The sequence below is a fragment of the Aeromonas sp. QDB11 genome, from assembly GCF_027705265.1.
GTDB lineage: Bacteria > Pseudomonadota > Gammaproteobacteria > Enterobacterales > Aeromonadaceae > Aeromonas > Aeromonas allosaccharophila.
Map to the genome: position 1 here is coordinate 1 of NZ_JAPDBM010000024.1, position 17395 is coordinate 17395.

The following is a 17395-nucleotide window of genomic DNA, read 5'->3' on the forward strand; positions in this document are numbered from 1 at the left end:
GGATGATTTTGTGAATGCGGCGCCGTTGTGGTCGTGGCAGGGGTGGTAGGATAGGCATCAACTCAGTCCTTTGGGTGCGGCTTGTTTTGTTTGGCGACTAATGAGATTGCACAAACTGGACTGAGTTCCCTTCCTCCAGTGATCTACTATTCGGAACAGTTATTTAGAGAGTACAGGTGGAGAATAGTATGAGCCAGAACCTAAAAACATATCAGCAAATAACAAGCGAGCTGAAAGCCAAACAACGGCAAATCCACTTACTTCTGGGTAACGGATTCAGCATGGCTTACAACTCTGAAATTTTTTCATATAACGCACTACATAATTTTATAAGCTCTCAAGATAACTTAAAGATCAAGTCTCTGTTTGACATAGTCAAGACCAAGAACTTCGAACTTGTCATGCAACAACTAGATAACTTCATTGATCTAGCCCGTGTTTTTGGTTGTGACAAAAACTTAGAAAGTGACATATTACAAACCAGTCAACAGCTAAAAGAGAGCCTAATTGATGCTGTTGAAGCATTACATCCTGAGCATGTATTCAAACTTTCTGACGATGAAATCAATACGTGCGCTAGGTTTTTATCTCCATTTATATCTAACAATGGCAATATATTCAGTACGAACTATGACATATTGTTATATTGGGTATTGTTGCGAAAAGGTACGTTCCACCATATAGATGGTTTCGGTAGAGATATCGAGGATAGTTCAGCTGATGAACCTGAATTTTCTGAACTACGGTGGGGATTGCATAGAGATAAACAAAACATCCATTACCTTCATGGTTCCCTTCTAATATTTGACCAAGGAATTCACATAACCAAAGAACAATACACACCTAAGAAGTACATTCTTGAAAATATAAAAGATCGAATTCATAGTTCACAATACCCCATTTTTGTTGCATCAGGAAATGGCGACGAAAAGTTAAATCATATCCTTCACAATCGATATTTAACTTATTGCTATGATGCATTATGTGCTATTGAAGGCTCATTGATAACCTTTGGGTTTAACTTTGGCGAATATGATGAACACATTATAAATGCAATAAACATCGCAGCTAAGCCAGGTCGAAAAATGCCTGACAGATTATTAAGCATTTACATCGGCGTCTACTCGGAGGACGATAGGAAACATATTGAACGTATAAAAGGGAAGTTTAAGTGTAAAGTGAACTTGTTTGATGCAAAGACTGTCCCTGTTTGGCGTTAATATCCTGAGTGTTTTAGATAAACGATGAAATATATGGCGGCCAATTGGCCGCCCTTGATGCTTCTTAGCGAATTAGCGAATGGTCGCCATCTGCCGCACGCAGCGTTGTTCCCTGTCATCCACCCGCTTGGCAAACCAGGCGGTGGTGAGGTTGCGAGTGATTTTCGGGCTCTTTAGCACAATGCCGGGCAGGATGGCGCGGGGCTGCCGCTTGCCCGCTTGCTTGTCGGCCAGGGTAAAGATGCGATGGTAGAGGTCGGTCTCGGCAAACTCGGCGGTATCGCCAAGTTTGAGGCTCTGGTGGATCGCCTGTTTGCTCATATTGACCCGGTTGGCGAGGGTGTAGACGGCAAGCTCAGTGTTGCCCGGCAGATCCGAGTCATAGCGGATAAGATCCCCGTCCAGCGCCAGGGTTTTGCCACTCAAGCGGCTGACGGCGGCTTGAAAAGCGGCATTGCGACTGGCATACCAGCCGGCGTTGAAATCGGCGAAGCGGTAGAGGGTATCGGAGTACTCCGCCTCATAGCCGAAGATATGCTTGGTGCCAAACCAGATGCCGCCGCGACGGGTAAAGACTTCGTGGCGAATGGAGTCCTTGATTGAATAGGGGTAGCCACGGGTGTTGGCCTCGGCAAAGGCGATGCTCACCTGCATCGGGCCACCGGTATGCACCGGGTTCATGTTGCCAAACAGCGTCTTGCCCATCGGCAGCATGCTGATCATGTCTTCGAAAATTTCGCTCATCTCCCGCTCGGTACGCAACTTGTCGATCCGCTCGGCGTAGCTCTTGCCGGTCGGCGAGTTGATAGAGAGCGCGGCCCGCACCATAAATTCGGGGATCAGCAGCTTGGCCGCCCGCGAGTTGATTTCCTTCCAGGCGATCTTGCCAAGGCCAGGCACCACAGGGTCGGCCTGATAGGTCGCCTCCTGCTCCGCCACCGCCAGCACGGTACAGACGTTGTGGTCATTGACCGTCACCCCCTGGGTGGTGAGCGCCGTCACCACGTCGTTGGCCCACCCCTGTTTGTCAGGCACCTGACGGGGCAAGAAGCGCACGATGCGGCTCTTCATATCCGCCGGTTTGCGCGGCTGCATGGCCGGTGGTGTCGCTTTTTGGGCTGGAGTGGTTGTGCCCGTTGCGTCGCTCGGCGTAGGAGCAGAAGCAGGATCACTGGCACAACCGGCCAGCAGCAAGGCAGAGCAGAAGGCGAGAAGACGACAGGAAGGCAAAGCGGTCATAAGCATGTCCATTTTTGTAGGCCCTACAGGCAGTGCCTCGGCACTGCACTGACAAGCAAAGTGGCGCCATTGTAGAGGATTGCCTGCGGCAGTTGAAACCCGCGCTCGCGACATCCCCTCCCCTTGCCTGCTTTTGCCACCTCACGCGCAATCCGCTGTCTGCGATGCAGCACTCATCACCGTCATCAATGACTCACCCGGCCCGAACTGAACGGTTAGCGACAGATAAAAAGAAACCCCCGCCATCACTGGCGGGGGTTGGTCGTCTGGCGAGTCGGGCTGATACCCGATGCAAACCGCTTAGCGGTTTTTCACCTTCTGGTGCAGCTCCTGCACCGAGTTGACGTTGGCGGTGGCATCCACGCTGATGGCCATGCAGGTGGCAAACGCCTCATTCATGGTGGTGGTATAAGCCACCTTGTTCTGCAAGGCGGCGCGGCGCAGCTGCTTGGAGTCCTGGATCGCTACCCGCCCTTCGGCGGTGTTGACGATGTAGGTGTACTCGCCATTCTTGATGCGGTCGAGAATGTGCGGGCGACCTTCATGCACCTTGTTGACCAGGCGCGGGTTGATGCTCGCTTCACCCAGTGCGACTGCGGTGCCGTGAGTGGCATCCAGCTCGTAGCCCAGCTCCAGCAGCTTGGCGGCCAAGTCGACCACTTGCGCCTTGTCACTGTGACGCACCGACAGCAGGGCTCGCCCCTCTTTCGGTACGGCGTGGTTGGCACCCAGCTGCGCCTTGGCATAGGCCTCGGCAAAGCTGTTGCCCACCCCCATTACCTCACCGGTAGAGCGCATCTCTGGCCCCAGCAGCGGGTCAACCCCAGGGAACTTGGCGAACGGCAGTACCACCTCTTTCACCGAGTAGTAGGGCGGGATGATCTCTTTGGTAAAGCCCTGTGCTTGCAGCGACTGACCGGCCATCACGCGGGCGGCAATCTTGGCCAGCGGCGCACCGGTCGCCTTGGAAACGAACGGCACGGTACGGGCGGCACGCGGGTTCACCTCGATGAGGTAGATGTCATCGCCCTTGACCGCGAACTGCACGTTCATCAGGCCGATAACGCCGAGCTCCAGCGCCAACTTGCGCACTTGCTCGCGGATCTCGTCCTGAATTTTCCTGGACAAGGTATAGGGAGGCAAGGAGCAGCCGGAGTCACCGGAGTGGATACCGGCCTGCTCGATATGCTCCATGATGCCGCCGATGACCACATCGGTGCCGTCGCAGATGGCATCCACGTCCAGCTCGGTGGCATCGTCCAGGAAGCGGTCCAGCAGTACCGGCGATTCGTTGGAGACGCTCACCGCCTCGGCGAAGTAGCGACGCAGGTCGGTCTCGTCATAGACGATCTCCATGGCGCGGCCACCCAACACGTAGGAGGGACGCACCACCAGCGGGTAGGTGATCCGCTCGGCGGTCAGTACCGCCTGCTCCAGCGCGGTGACTGTGCCATTTTCCGGCTGCTTGAGGCCGAGGCGCTCAACGGCAGACTGGAAGCGCTCGCGGTCTTCGGCGCGGTCGATGGCATCCGGGCTGGTACCGATAATCGGCACGCCGTTGGCTTCCAGCGCGCGAGCCAGTTTCAGCGGGGTCTGGCCACCATACTGGACGATGACGCCCTTGGGTTTTTCGATGCGCACGATTTCCAGCACATCTTCCAGGGTCACCGGCTCGAAGTAGAGACGATCCGAGGTGTCGTAGTCGGTGGAGACGGTCTCGGGGTTGCAGTTGACCATGATGGTCTCGTAACCGTCTTCGCGCAGGGCCAGCGCCGCGTGTACGCAGCAGTAGTCGAACTCGATACCCTGACCGATACGGTTCGGGCCGCCGCCGATGATCATGATCTTGTCGCGGTTGCTCGGCGCCGCTTCGCACTCCTCGTCATAGCTGGAGTACATGTAGGCGGTGTTGGTGGCGAACTCGGCGGCGCAGGTATCGACCCGCTTGTAGACCGGGAAGATGTTGTGGCGGGCACGCAGCTTGCGCACTTCGCCTTCGGCCACACCGAGGATCTTGGCCAGACGCGCATCGGCAAAGCCTTTGCGCTTCAGGGCGCGCAGGAAGTCGGCATCGAGACCGGCCATGCCGCGCTCTTTCACCTCTTCTTCCAGCTTCACCAGATCTTCAATTTGCACCAGGAACCAGGGGTCAATCTTGGTCAGCTTGAAGATGCCATCCATGGAGAGACCGGCGCGGAACGCATCGGCGATGTACCAGATACGGTCGCAACCGGCGTCCTGCAGCTCGTGACGGATGCGGGTCAGGGAGTCCGGGGCATTGAGGTCAACCATGGGGTCGAAGCCGGTTTTGCCGGTCTCGAGGCTGCGCAGCGCCTTGTGCAGGGACTCCTGGAAGTTGCGGCCAATGGCCATCACTTCACCGACCGACTTCATCTGGGTAGTCAGACGGTCGTTGGCACCGGCGAACTTTTCAAAGTTGAAGCGCGGCACCTTGGTGACCACGTAGTCGATGGCCGGCTCGAAGGAGGCCGGGGTGCGGCCGCCGGTGATGTCGTTCATCAGCTCGTCGAGGGTGTAACCGATGGCGAGCTTGGCCGCAATCTTGGCGATGGGGAAGCCGGTCGCCTTGGAGGCCAGCGCAGAGGAGCGCGACACCCGCGGGTTCATCTCGATGATGACCATACGGCCATCTTTCGGGTTGATGCCGAACTGGACGTTGGAGCCGCCGGTCTCGACGCCGATCTCGCGCAGCACCGCCATCGAGGCGTTGCGCATCAGCTGGTACTCCTTGTCGGTCAGCGTCTGGGCTGGCGCGACCGTGATGGAGTCACCGGTGTGGATACCCATGGGGTCGAAGTTTTCGATGGCGCAGACGATGATGCAGTTGTCGTTGCGATCGCGCACCACCTCCATCTCGTACTCTTTCCAGCCGATCAGCGACTCATCGATGAGCAGCTCTTTGGTCGGCGACAAGTCCAGACCGCGCTCGCAGATCTCGACGAACTCTTCGGTGTTGTAGGCGATGCCGCCGCCCGAGCCGCCCATGGTAAAGGAGGGACGGATGATGCAGGGGAAACCGACCATCTGCTGCACGCCCCACGCCTCTTCCATGTTGTGGGCGATACCGGCGCGCGGGCACTCGAGGCCGATGCTCTTCATGGCGATGTCAAAGCGACGGCGATCTTCGGCCTTGTCGATGGCATCGGCAGTGGCGCCGATCATCTCGACACCGAACTCGGCCAGCACGCCGTGCTTCTCCAGATCCAGTGCGCAGTTGAGCGCAGTCTGGCCACCCATGGTGGGCAGGATGGCGTCCGGGCGCTCTTTCTTGATGATTTCGCGCACCACTTCCCAGGTAATGGGCTCGATGTAGGTGGCGTCCGCCATCTCCGGGTCGGTCATGATGGTGGCCGGGTTGGAGTTGACCAGAATGACGCGGTAGCCCTCCTCACGCAGGGCTTTGCACGCCTGGGCGCCGGAGTAGTCAAATTCGCAGGCCTGGCCGATGACGATGGGGCCGGCGCCGAGGATCAGGATGCTCTGAAGGTCGTTACGTTTTGGCATGAAACTCTTTCCTCTATTCCTTAGGCGCGATACTGCTTAATCAATTCAATAAAGTGGTCAAAGAGACCGGCACAATCGTGCGGGCCCGGGCTCGCTTCGGGGTGACCCTGGAAGCTGAAGGCCGGACGGTCGGTGCGATGGATGCCCTGCAGCGACCCGTCGAACAGGGAGACGTGGGTGGCACGCAGGCAATCCGGCAGGCTGTTCTCGTCTACCGCAAAGCCGTGGTTCTGGGCAGTGATCATCACGGTGTTGTCATCGAGGCTCTTCACCGGGTGGTTGGCACCGTGGTGGCCAAACTTCATCTTGACGGTCTTGGCACCGGAGGCCAGACCCAGCAGCTGGTGGCCCAGACAGATGCCAAATACCGGCGTGTTGGTATTGAGGAAAGCCTTGATGGCCTCGATGGCGTAGTCGCAGGGCTCGGGGTCGCCTGGGCCATTGGAGAGGAAGATGCCATCCGGGTTCATCGCCAGTACCTCGGCGGCCGGGGTCTTGGCGGGCACCACGGTCAGGCGGCAGCCACGGTCAACCAGCATCCGCAGGATGTTGCGCTTGACGCCAAAGTCATAGGCCACCACGTGGTATTTCAGCTGGTCGGCATCCGGGGTGACGTGCCCCTTGCCAAGCTGCCAGCTGCCTTCTGTCCAGTTGTACGCCTCACCAACCGTCACCTCTTTGGCCAAGTCCATCCCCTTCAGACCGGGGAAGGCGCGGGCCTGCTCGAGGGCGAACGCTTCATCTATCTGCTTGCCAGCCAGAATGCAGCCAGCCTGAGCGCCTTTCTCGCGCAGGATGCGGGTCAGTTTACGGGTGTCGATGTCGGCGATGCCAACGATGTTGTGAGACTTGAGGTATTCGGAGAGGGATTGCTGATTGCGGAAATTGGAGGCAAGTATCGGAAGGTCCCGGATGATCAATCCCTGAGCGTGGATTTGACTGGACTCTTCATCTTCGCTGTTGGTGCCGGTGTTGCCTATATGGGGGTAAGTGAGGGTGACTATCTGACGGGAATAAGAGGGATCGGTGAGGATTTCCTGATAGCCCGTCATCGACGTATTGAAAACCACTTCACCAACGGAACATCCCTCGGCGCCTATCGACACGCCTTTGAACACAGTTCCATCTTCCAGCACTAGCAATGCAGTGTGATTCAAGACAACCTCCAGTTATTTAGCTTTAAATTCAGCAATTTACCTGGGTGTTGCGGGCTCGGTTCCGGTCTTGGACAGGACTCGAACCCGGCAGATTTCTGGCAAATTGGGCGCATTCTACTTAAAAAAAGTGGCATTTCAACGTCTTTTCTCAGATGAAATGCATCTAAATTCAATAAACAAGCAACATTACCCATTATCTATGCACTCCATCGCTTTGCAACCCCCTCTCGCGAAAGAAAAGGAAAAACCACTACCAAAAGACGCGCCCAAGCCCGCAATAGCGACAAAAACCAACAAAAAACCCAATAAAAACAATTAGTTTATTTTTAAAATAAAAATGATTGTTGATGAATTTGACTTCTTTTTGGCGACAAAGCTGAACGGGAAAAATAGAAAACGTTTTTCTGTGTTTGAATTTTTAGTCTTTTTCGTGATGTGTAAAAAAATGGCTGCGCCAGCCATAAAGATGCTCAAATCCGTTACCTGGCGATGACATTCAGAAAGGAAAAATCTGGAGGATAAATCAATAATGCGATTTATAAGGCGTTTGGATGAAAAATTGCCACAAACCATCTTTTTACACAAACTCTGAACAGCAGACAGCAAAAACCCCGGCAAGCCGGGGTTCTTCACTGGATACAAGTCGCACAACCGTGCCGCACAGAGGCATCACTTGAGATTGAGCACGTCCTGCATGTCATAAAGACCGGCACCCTGCTGGCCAAGCCACTTGCCCGCCCGCACCGCACCGTTGGCGAAGGTCAGACGGCTGGAGGCCTTGTGGCTAATCTCCACCCGCTCGCCGATATCGGCAAACATGACGGTGTGCTCCCCCACCAGATCGCCGGCGCGGATGGTGGCAAAGCCGATGGTGTTGCGATCCCGCTCACCGGTGATCCCCTCGCGGCCATAGACGGCGCACTCCTTGAGATCGCGGCCCAGGGTTTTGGCGACCACTTCGCCCATGGAGAGCGCGGTGCCGGACGGCGCATCCACCTTGTGACGATGGTGCCCTTCGATGATCTCGATATCGGTATAGTCCCCCATCACCTTGGCAGCCTGCTCCAGCAGCTTGAACACCAGGTTGACCCCGACCGAGTAGTTGGAGGCGAACACGATACCGATCTGCTTGCCTGCCTCTTTCAGGGCGGCCTTGCCTGCCTCGTCAAAGCCGGTGGTGCCGATCACCATCTGCTTGTGGTGGGCCAGCGCAAAGGCCAGATTGGCCAGCGTCACCTCGGGGCGAGTGAAGTCGATGATAAGATCAAACTCATCGCGCACCTTGTCCAGGCTGTCGCTGATCGCCACCCCCAGATGGCCCAGCCCGTTGAGCTCACCGGCATCGAGACCGATCACCGCAGAGCCCGGCCGCTCCAGCGCTGCACCGACCACAACGCCATCGGCATGAGTAATGGCCTCCAGCAACACCTTGCCCATACGACCATTACAGCCCATCACGGCCACACGGATCGGATTGTCCATCTCCACCCTCTCATCTCTTTTATTATGGAAAGAGACCGTTTTACCAGCCCGCGCCCGCTTTGAAAAGCTCACTCTGCGCCACCACACCATCTCGACATATAAACGGAAATATTGGATAAATCAGAATATTTGACGGATTTAATCACACAGACAAAATCACCAAACAAAAACACCTATCCGTCTGGACGTCTATCTTGACCTTGCAGGGTTGACTCACTACTGTGGGCCCCCCAATGCGGCAGGATGCCCGCCCTGTTTTCCCCCCTATCTCTATCCGATACAGGTACAAAGCAGTTAATGACAGGAGGTCATTGTTCAATTTCAGAGGAACACATGATCCAGACTCAACCCAGTGCCAGGGCCTTGCTGCCACTTCTGGTTTTTCTCGCACTCTTTATCGGTACCGGTACCTGGCTGACCCTGCAGGGGGTCGAGTTCGCCTTCTATCAGCTGCCCGCCCCCGTGGCGGCACTGCCTGCCGTGATGCTCGCCCTGCTGCTTGGCAAAGAGGGCTTCAACAGCAATCTGGAGACCTTCTTCAAAGGGGTTGGCCACAGCAACATCATGGCGATGTGCCTTATCTATCTGCTGGCGGGCGCCTTTGCCAGCGTGGCCAAGGCCACCGGCGGGGTTGATGCCACCGTGGCGCTCGGTCTCTCCCTCATCCCCGGCTGGGCGCTGCTGCCCGGTCTGTTCCTTATCTCTGCCTTTATTGCTACCGCCATGGGTACCTCCATGGGCACCATAGGTGCCGTGGCCCCCGTTGCCCTGGGTGTGGCGCAGGCAGCCGGTATCGATCCGGTGCTGATGGCAGGTACCATTCTTTCTGGCGCCATGTTTGGCGATAACCTCTCCATCATCTCTGACACCACCATCGCTGCCACCCGCAGCCAGGGGTGCGAGATGAAGGACAAGTTCCGCGAGAACTTCAAGATTGCCGCCCCTGCTGCCATCGCGGTGATCCTGCTCTATCTGACCCTGGGGTCTGTGGGTGAAGCCCCTGCCAACGACACTGCCATCGAGCTGTTCAAGGTGATGCCTTACCTGCTCATTCTGGGGTTGGCGCTCGCTGGGGTGAATGTGTTCGTGGTGCTGGGGATCGGCATTCTGGCCGCCGGTGCGGTGGGCATGGTCAACGGCTACGCCATCGGTCAGTTCAGCAAGGATATCTATCAGGGCTTTACCGGCATGCAGGAGATCTTCCTGCTCTCCATGCTGATCGGCGGCCTCGGCGCCCTGATGGAGCGTCAGGGTGGTCTGGCCTGGATCAGCGAGCGCATCAGCGCCCTGATTGCACGTTTCACTCGAGAGCACAACGGCGAACAGAACGAGAAAGCGGCCGAGCTCGGCATCGCCGGGGTGGTGAGCCTCACCAACCTCTGCACCGCCAACAACACGGTAGCCATTATCGTCGCCAGCAAGGTGGCCCGGGATCTCGCCGAACACCACGGTGTAACCCCGCGCCGCGCCGCATCCATGCTGGATATCTTCTCCTGCGTGGTACAGGGTCTGATCCCCTGGGGCGCACAGGCGCTGCTGCTGGGCTCCATCTTCGCCCTGTCGCCGCTGGCGGTGGTGAGCATGAGTTTCTACCCGATGGCGCTCGCTGTGGCGGCACTGATTGCCGTGTTCGTGAAGCATCAGATGCGCAGCAAGGCTGACAAGTAACAGACCAGACGCTGGCGTGCTGAGATGCCATCAACAGGGGCCGCACCTTAGCCCTTGTTGATTCACTATCGGATACGCCAGCATTTATCCCACCGCCCCTTGGCATCAGCCGTTCGGGGCGAGTGTTCCCCTGTCACCCCCCCTTAACGTCCAGAGTGAATGTGCTAAGGTAGAGCGCGTTCAAGCCATCGATGCGCAGCTATACCAGAGGTTCCCCATGCATGAGTCCCAACCCGAACGTCAATCCCTGCGCCAACTGGTTCGTCAACGCCGCAAAAATCTGAGTCCGGCCGAGCAGCAAGCGGCGGCCCAACAGCTGCTGGCCCAGTTCAAGCAACACCCCGAGATCCTCGCCGCCAAGCGCATTGCCCTCTATCTGGCCAATGACGGGGAGATCAATCCCCTGCCCACCATCCACTGGCTGTGGGCCCAGCACAAAGAGGTCTACCTGCCGGTGCTCCACCCCTTTACCCCGGGTCACCTGCTCTTTTTGCGCTACACCGCCACCAGCCCCATGGTGCGCAACCGCTACGGCATCGAAGAGCCGGAGCTGGATATCCTGCAGGTGGTGCCCCACAGCACCCTTGACCTGATTTGCACCCCGCTGGTTGCCTTCGATGCCCAGGGCAATCGCCTTGGCATGGGCGGCGGCTACTACGATCGCACCCTCGCCATCTGGCATGAGCACAAACTGGGCCCCAAGCCACTCGGTATTGCCCACGACTGCCAGCAGGTGGATGCGGTCCCGCAAGAGGAGTGGGATGTGCCACTGCCCCAGATCATCACCCCGAGCTACTGCTGGCGCTTTGAATAGGCTGTTTTTGGCCGGCAACCCCGGCTTTGTGCGCGCAAACGCAGAATAAACAGGCAAACGATTTACCTATCACCGCTTTTTGCCCCGGAACGTGAGCAACAAGGTCGCGACGGGGTACAGGGTTGGATATAATGCGCCCGCTTTTTTCTTAAGGAACGATCATGACTCAAGATGAAATGAAGAAGGCGGCCGGTTGGGCTGCGCTCAAGTATGTGGTTCCCGGCACCATCGTCGGGGTGGGTACCGGCTCTACCGTCAACCACTTTATCGACGCGCTGGCGACCATGAAGGACGAGATCAAGGGGGCGGTATCCAGCTCCGTGGCCTCCACCGAGCGCCTCAAGGGCTTCGGCATCACCGTGTATGATCTCAACGAGATCGACGCCCTCTCCGTCTATGTGGATGGCGCCGACGAGATCAACGGCACCCGCGACATGATCAAGGGCGGTGGCGCGGCCCTGACCCGCGAGAAAATTGTTGCCGCCGTGGCTGACAAGTTCATCTGCATCATCGACAACACCAAAACCGTCGAGGTGCTGGGCCAGTTCCCGCTGCCGGTGGAAGTGATCCCGATGGCCCGCGAATACGTGGCCCGCGAAATCCGCAAACTGGGTGGCAACCCGGTCTGGCGTGAAGGGGTGGTCACCGACAACGGCAACCACATTCTGGATGTGAAAGGCATGGCCATTACCGACGCCAAGGCGCTGGAAGTGCAGCTCAACGCCATCGTAGGCACCGTCACCAACGGCCTGTTCGCCGCCCGTGGCGCCGATGTGGTCCTGATCGGTACGCCGGATGGCGTGATTACCCAGTAATCCCGACCCCGATGGCACAGTGCAGCGGCATAGTCCCTCGTCCGCCATCGCCACTCTGCCCGTTCTGGAGCAGCAGCGGCGTTGATTGGCCCCCGGGATGGGATACTGACCCAAACATTGCACTGTGAATAAATGACGGCGCCTGATGGCGCCGTTTTTATTTATCCCTCAACAAGTTGCATACGGATGTTTACAACAATCGTTGATAACTTCAAAGAATTTGACTTTCGTCACAAATATTCCCTCTCCCAAACGTTTTTGCTACTTTACGGTTTTCTTCGCACACCAAATCTGCACTTACGTTTGCACATACAGAGGGATCGTCATGACTGCCAAGTTTTCGTTGGACAAGGATAAAATCAAGGTTCTGCTGCTGGAGGGAGTCCATCCCAACACCGTAGAGACCTTTCGTGCCGCAGGTTACACCAGTGTGGAGTATCTGAAGACCTCTCTCTCCGAAGAGGAGCTGATCGAGCAGATCCGCGACGTTCATTTCATCGGGCTGCGCTCCCGCACCCAGATCACCGAGAAGGTACTCGACGCCGCCAACAAGCTGGTCGCCATCGGCTGCTTCTGCATCGGCACCAACCAGGTCGAGCTGGAAGCGGCCCAGATCCGCGGCATTCCGGTCTTCAACGCCCCCTTCTCCAACACCCGCTCGGTCGCCGAGCTGGTACTGGGTGAGATCCTGCTGCTGCTGCGCGGCATCCCCGAGAAAAACGCCAAGTGCCATCGCGGCGTGTGGGAAAAACTGGCCAATCGCTCGGTGGAAGCGCGCGGCAAGAAGCTTGGCATCATCGGCTATGGCCACATCGGTACCCAGCTTGGCATCATCGCCGAGAGCATCGGCATGAAGGTTTATTACTACGATATCGAGAACAAGCTCTCGCTGGGTAACGCCATTCAGGTGCCGAGCATGATCGAGCTGCTCAATATGTCTGACGTCATCAGCCTGCACGTGCCGGAGACCGCCTCCACCAAGAACATGATCGGTGCCGAGCAGCTGCGGATGATGAAACCGGGCGCCATCTTCATCAACGCCGCCCGCGGTACCGTGGTGGATATCGACGCGCTGGCAGACGTCATCAAGAGCGGCCATATCGCCGGCGCCGCCATCGACGTCTTCCCGGTCGAGCCCAAGTCCAATGACGAGGAGTTCCAAAGCCCGCTGCGTGGGCTGGAGAACGTCATCCTTACCCCGCACATCGGTGGCACCACCCATGAAGCGCAGGAGAACATCGGGCTGGAAGTGGCCAACAAGCTGGTCAAATACTCCGACAACGGCTCCACCCTCTCCGCCGTCAACTTCCCGGAGGTGTCGCTGCCGGGCCACAAGGGCTCCAGCCGCCTGCTGCACATTCACCGCAACCAGCCGGGCGTGATGAACAAGATCAACCAGATCTTCGCCGAAGAGGGGATCAACATCGCCGGTCAATACCTGCAGACCAGCAGTCATATCGGTTACGTGGTGATCGACGTGGAGACCGAGCACAGCGAGAAGGCGCTCGCCAAGCTCAAGGAGATCAGCGGCACCATCCGCGCCCGCATCCTGCACTGATTAACCTGCAGAGCCACCCAGCAAAAAGCCCGTCGTGATGACGGGCTTTTTTATGATGCGATGCTCAACGCACGTCCGCGTCTTGGCGCTTTTGCCCCCTTCTCCCCTCGCGGGAGAAGGGTTGGGGATGAGGGGCAGAAGATTCAACCCTCACCCTGCCCTCTCCCGGAGAGAGGGTGCAAACGCACCCGCAAGATATGTGATCTACCACCAGCCCAACAGATTGCGGCCTACCAGCGCGCCCCAAACCAGCGCATTGAGGGCCAGCGCGATAAACACCGCAGCAGAACCGAGATCCTTGGCGCGGCCGGAGAGCTCGTGATGCTCGGAGCCAACCCTGTCAACCACGGCTTCGATGGCGGAGTTGAGGATCTCGACGATCACCACCAGCCAGCTGATGACGATAAGCAGCAGGATCTGGTTGAGAGAATCCCCCAGCCAGAAGGCCAGTGGCATCAGCAACAGGATCAGCATCAGCTCCTGCCGAAACGCCGCCTCATTAATCCAGGCTGACTTGAGCCCCTTGATGCTGTAACCGGTTGCGTTGATGATGCGGGTGACCCCGGTTGCCCCTGGCTTTGCCACGCTATCTACCTCATTTGGAATCGATTTTGGCCTCACATCCTATCAGAGCCCCCCAAGGTTTCAATCAGGGGACTTTTGCTTTATTTTATCTCTTTGCTTTTTCGCCCCTTGCGGCTGACACCACCCACTCGAGACTTGAGTTGTATGTCCATTCACACAGATGAATTGCGCACCCGTCGCCTGGAGTCACTGATCACTCCGAGCGAGCTCGCACACGCGTTTCCGATCACCGATACCATTGCCCAGAATCTGCTGGATGCCCGTCGCGAAGTGGAAGCCATTCTGGCCGGAGACGATCAGCGCCTGCTGGTCATCGTCGGCCCCTGCTCTATCCATGATCCCGCTGCTGCTCGCGAGTATGCCCTGCGTCTCAATGCCCTGCGCGAGCAGTACAAAGAGAGCCTCTGCATCGTGATGCGCACCTACTTCGAGAAGCCGCGCACCATCGTCGGCTGGAAGGGGCTGATCAACGATCCACGCCTCGATGGCAGTTTCGACGTCAACGAAGGGCTGAAACTGGCGCGCAAGCTGCTGGTCGATATCAATGAGCTCGGCATGCCTACCGCCACCGAATTCCTCGATATGGTGACCGGCCAGTATATTGCCGACCTCATCACCTGGGGCGCCATCGGCGCGCGCACCACCGAATCCCAGGTACACCGCGAGATGGCTTCGGCCCTCTCCTGCCCGGTCGGCTTCAAGAACGGCACCGACGGCAATACCCGTATCGCCATCGATGCGGTGCGCGCCGCCCGCCACAGCCACATCTTCTATTCGCCGGACAAGGACGGCAAGATGACCATCTACCGCACCGCCGGTAACCCCTTTGGTCATGTGATCCTGCGTGGTGGCCACCGACCGAACTACGACACCGCCAGTGTCGATGAAGCGTGTGAAGCGTTGGCCGATGTGGGCCTGCCGGAGCGTCTGGTGGTCGATTTCAGCCACGGCAACAGCATGAAGGATCACCGCCGTCAGCTGCTGGTGGCGCAAGATATCTGCGATCAGCTGCGCCGCGGCCGCACCGGCATCGCCGGTATCATGGCCGAGAGCTTCCTGGTGGAAGGGCGTCAGGATGTGGAGAACGGCTGCGCCGCCACCTTTGGCCAGAGCATCACCGATGCCTGCCTGTCGTGGAACGACACCGAAACCCTGCTGGCCATGCTGGCAGAGGCGGCGCAGGTGCAGTTGAACAAAGCAAACCTGCGGTAACGGCTGCGTCATCACCCTTCGGCCAGAGCATCACAGATGCCTGCCTGTCAGGGAGCGACACCGAAACCCTGCTGGCCATGCTGGCAGAAGCAATGCCGGTACGTCTGAGCAAACAGGCTTGCACTGCGAAGAAAACCAAAAGGGGCCGGTATTGTTGATACCGGCCCCTTCTTCTTGCTGTCGGCCGATTACGCTTCGCTAATCGACCCTACACGCGCACTCTTTCCTATACCCCGCTTATAAACTGGGCATAAACCAGACTCGGCCAGCGGCTTCGATGCGGTCGGTGCGGATCTGGAATACCTGCGCCAGTAGCGCCTCATCCACCAGCTCGACGCCCCCTTCGCGCACCACGGCGCCCTGTTGCAGACAGAGGATGCGGTCGGCCCAGTCGATGGCCAGATTGATATCGTGGATGGCGAGCACTACCAACAAACCCTGAGCGGCGAGGGTTTTCAGCAACCGCAACAGCGCCAGCTGATGATGCAAGTCGAGCCCCGCCAGCGGCTCGTCCAGCAGCAGCACCTTGCCGGTCGGATTGAGGCTCGGCCACACCTGCAGCAGGGTGCGGGCAATCAGTACCCGCTGCTGCTCGCCTCCCGACAAGCGGCTGAAATCACGTGCCAGCAAAGCCTCCAGCTCCAGGGCCTCGCACAGCGCCCCGATCGCCTCGTTCTGTCTGGCGGACGCAACCCCCTGACCGAGCCCCAGGCTCAACACCTGAAACACCGGAATATGAAACAACTGAGGCTGGCGCTGGGGCAACATGGCACGCCGTTTGGCAAGCTCCGGCCAACTCAGGTCAGTGAGCACTTCCCCCCCCAGCAGCACGGCGCCATCGGCGGGCAAGATCCCCGCCAACGCGCCGAGCAGGGTCGACTTGCCACTGCCATTGGGGCCGAGCAGAGCCACCAGCTGGCCGCCATGCCAGCGCAGATCGAGGGGGGAGAGCCGCCCGGCAATGGCGAGTGCACGCGCCTCCAGCAACGTGTCAGCAGCAAGAGCAGCAACAGAGATGGGATCAGCAGGCGACATCGGCATCTAGCCTCAACAACGGGTAAATAAGGAGACTGCGCGCCCCGACCAAATCATGCAGATATTCATGCAGCACCATCGGCAGTTTGCCTCAATAGCAGGTAGATAAAGAGCGGCGCCCCCACCGAGGCGGTGATGACGCCGATGGGCAACTCACCGGCACTGAGTGCCGAGCGGGCTAACAGATCGGCCGCCAGCAGCAGGGCCCCGCCGCCGAGCGCCGAGGCGGGCAGCAGGAAGCGCTGATCGCTGCCGCCACAGAGCCGCAGCAGATGGGGCACCACCAGCCCGACAAAACCGATCACGCCGCACAGCGACACCGCCACACCGGTAAGCAGGCAGACCGCCAGCACCAGCCGCACCCGCATCCTGTCCACATCCATCCCCATCAGGCGGGCCTGGGTCTCCCCCAGCAGCAACTGTTGCAGCGCCTTGCCCTGCCAGCATAGCCAGCTCAGAGTGAGCGGCAGCACCAGCCACCACCAGCCGAACTGCTGGCTGCCGTAAGAGAGGCTGCCCATCATCCAGAACATGAATTCACGCAAGGAGCCGTCGTCGGCAAAGTACATCAGCCAGGTCATGGCGGCATTGGTGAGAATACCGATGGCCACGCCAAACAGCAGCAAGCGGGCATGGCCGAGACGAGCACGGCGAGCCAGCCGAATGAGCAGCATGGTGACCAGCAAGGCGCCACCAAAGGCCGCCAGCGACAGCCCCCAGCCTGGCAAATATAAGCCTAGGGATTTGGCCACCGCCATCGCCACCATAGCGGCCAGTCCTGCTCCGCTCGAAACGCCAAGTAGCCCGGGCTCCGCCACCGGATTGTGCAGCATCACCTGCAGCACGGCGCCGCCACAGGCGAGCGCTGCGCCTGCCAGCAGGGCCAGCAGGGCACGCGGCAGCCGCAGCTCCAGCAGGATGCGCTGTTCGAGATCGCCAAGGGGCTGCCAGGGCAGCAGCACAAACTCGCCCCAGATGAGGGAGAAGAGAAACAGCAACAGGGTCAACAGCGTCAGGCCACAGAGCCAGCGCCGCTGCCAGCGCTGCTGGCGGGCGATAAGGGAGAGGTACAAGGATGATCCCCG

The 17395-nt window shown here is 58.3% G+C and carries 13 protein-coding genes; 6 read left to right on the plus strand and 7 right to left on the minus strand.

The genetic code is table 11. From position 1 onward, the window contains the following. Positions 1–188: 188 nt before the first annotated feature. Positions 189–1220 (plus strand): DUF4917 family protein, encoded by a 1032-nt coding sequence (locus OKC40_RS10085; protein WP_270795035.1) that lies wholly within the window; start codon positions 189–191, stop codon positions 1218–1220. Between the two features lie 72 nt (positions 1221–1292). Here OKC40_RS10085 and OKC40_RS10090 read toward each other — a convergent pair whose 3' ends face one another. The 4 genes from OKC40_RS10090 to dapB all read right to left on the minus strand — a co-directional run bounded on the left by OKC40_RS10090 (position 1293) and on the right by dapB (position 8623). Beyond that, positions 1293–2459: a DUF1615 domain-containing protein gene (locus tag OKC40_RS10090; RefSeq protein ID WP_270795036.1), complete on the minus strand. Its 1167-nt coding sequence runs from the start codon at positions 2457–2459 to the stop codon at positions 1293–1295. Positions 2460–2759: 300 nt separating this feature from the next. Next, positions 2760–5984 (minus strand): carbamoyl-phosphate synthase large subunit, encoded by a 3225-nt coding sequence (gene carB, locus OKC40_RS10095; RefSeq protein WP_270795037.1) that lies wholly within the window; start codon positions 5982–5984, stop codon positions 2760–2762. Positions 5985–6004: 20 nt separating this feature from the next. Further along, on the minus strand, positions 6005–7141 hold the full coding sequence (carA, locus tag OKC40_RS10100; protein WP_058054049.1) for a glutamine-hydrolyzing carbamoyl-phosphate synthase small subunit: 1137 nt from the start codon (positions 7139–7141) through the stop codon (positions 6005–6007). A 669-nt stretch (positions 7142–7810) separates the two neighbouring features. Then, complete coding sequence (gene dapB, locus OKC40_RS10105) at positions 7811–8623, minus strand: 4-hydroxy-tetrahydrodipicolinate reductase (protein WP_042058198.1); 813 nt, start codon at positions 8621–8623, stop codon at positions 7811–7813. Between the two features lie 333 nt (positions 8624–8956). Between dapB and OKC40_RS10110 the strand changes: the two genes are divergently transcribed. From OKC40_RS10110 to serA, 4 genes are all read left to right on the plus strand, one after another. Next, a complete protein-coding gene (locus tag OKC40_RS10110) occupies positions 8957–10291 on the plus strand; it encodes a Na+/H+ antiporter NhaC family protein (protein ID WP_270795040.1) in 1335 nt (444 codons plus the stop codon). A 217-nt stretch (positions 10292–10508) separates the two neighbouring features. Continuing rightward, complete coding sequence (locus OKC40_RS10115) at positions 10509–11105, plus strand: 5-formyltetrahydrofolate cyclo-ligase (protein ID WP_042057745.1); 597 nt, start codon at positions 10509–10511, stop codon at positions 11103–11105. A 161-nt stretch (positions 11106–11266) separates the two neighbouring features. Further along, on the plus strand, positions 11267–11920 hold the full coding sequence (rpiA, locus tag OKC40_RS10120) for a ribose-5-phosphate isomerase RpiA (protein ID WP_042656049.1): 654 nt from the start codon (positions 11267–11269) through the stop codon (positions 11918–11920). Positions 11921–12245: 325 nt separating this feature from the next. Continuing rightward, positions 12246–13478, plus strand: a complete 1233-nt coding sequence (gene serA / locus OKC40_RS10125; RefSeq protein ID WP_075113090.1) for a phosphoglycerate dehydrogenase — start codon at positions 12246–12248, stop codon at positions 13476–13478. A gap of 204 nt (positions 13479–13682) precedes the next feature. Here serA and OKC40_RS10130 read toward each other — a convergent pair whose 3' ends face one another. Next, positions 13683–14063, minus strand: a complete 381-nt coding sequence (locus tag OKC40_RS10130; protein ID WP_075112066.1) for a diacylglycerol kinase — start codon at positions 14061–14063, stop codon at positions 13683–13685. 144 nt (positions 14064–14207) lie between these two features. Here OKC40_RS10130 and OKC40_RS10135 point away from each other — a divergent pair, with 144 nt between their 5' ends. After that, positions 14208–15275: a 3-deoxy-7-phosphoheptulonate synthase gene (locus tag OKC40_RS10135; protein WP_270795043.1), complete on the plus strand. Its 1068-nt coding sequence runs from the start codon at positions 14208–14210 to the stop codon at positions 15273–15275. A gap of 237 nt (positions 15276–15512) precedes the next feature. On the opposite strand, the gene OKC40_RS10140 is transcribed toward OKC40_RS10135, so the two are convergent. Both OKC40_RS10140 and btuC read right to left on the minus strand, forming a co-directional pair. Then, the gene (locus tag OKC40_RS10140) at positions 15513–16310 is read right to left on the minus strand and encodes an ATP-binding cassette domain-containing protein (RefSeq protein WP_234604186.1); all 798 of its coding nucleotides are present in this window, start codon (positions 16308–16310) and stop codon (positions 15513–15515) included. A gap of 65 nt (positions 16311–16375) precedes the next feature. Further along, the gene (gene btuC / locus OKC40_RS10145) at positions 16376–17383 is read right to left on the minus strand and encodes a vitamin B12 ABC transporter permease BtuC (protein ID WP_270795045.1); all 1008 of its coding nucleotides are present in this window, start codon (positions 17381–17383) and stop codon (positions 16376–16378) included. Positions 17384–17395: the final 12 nt, after the last annotated feature.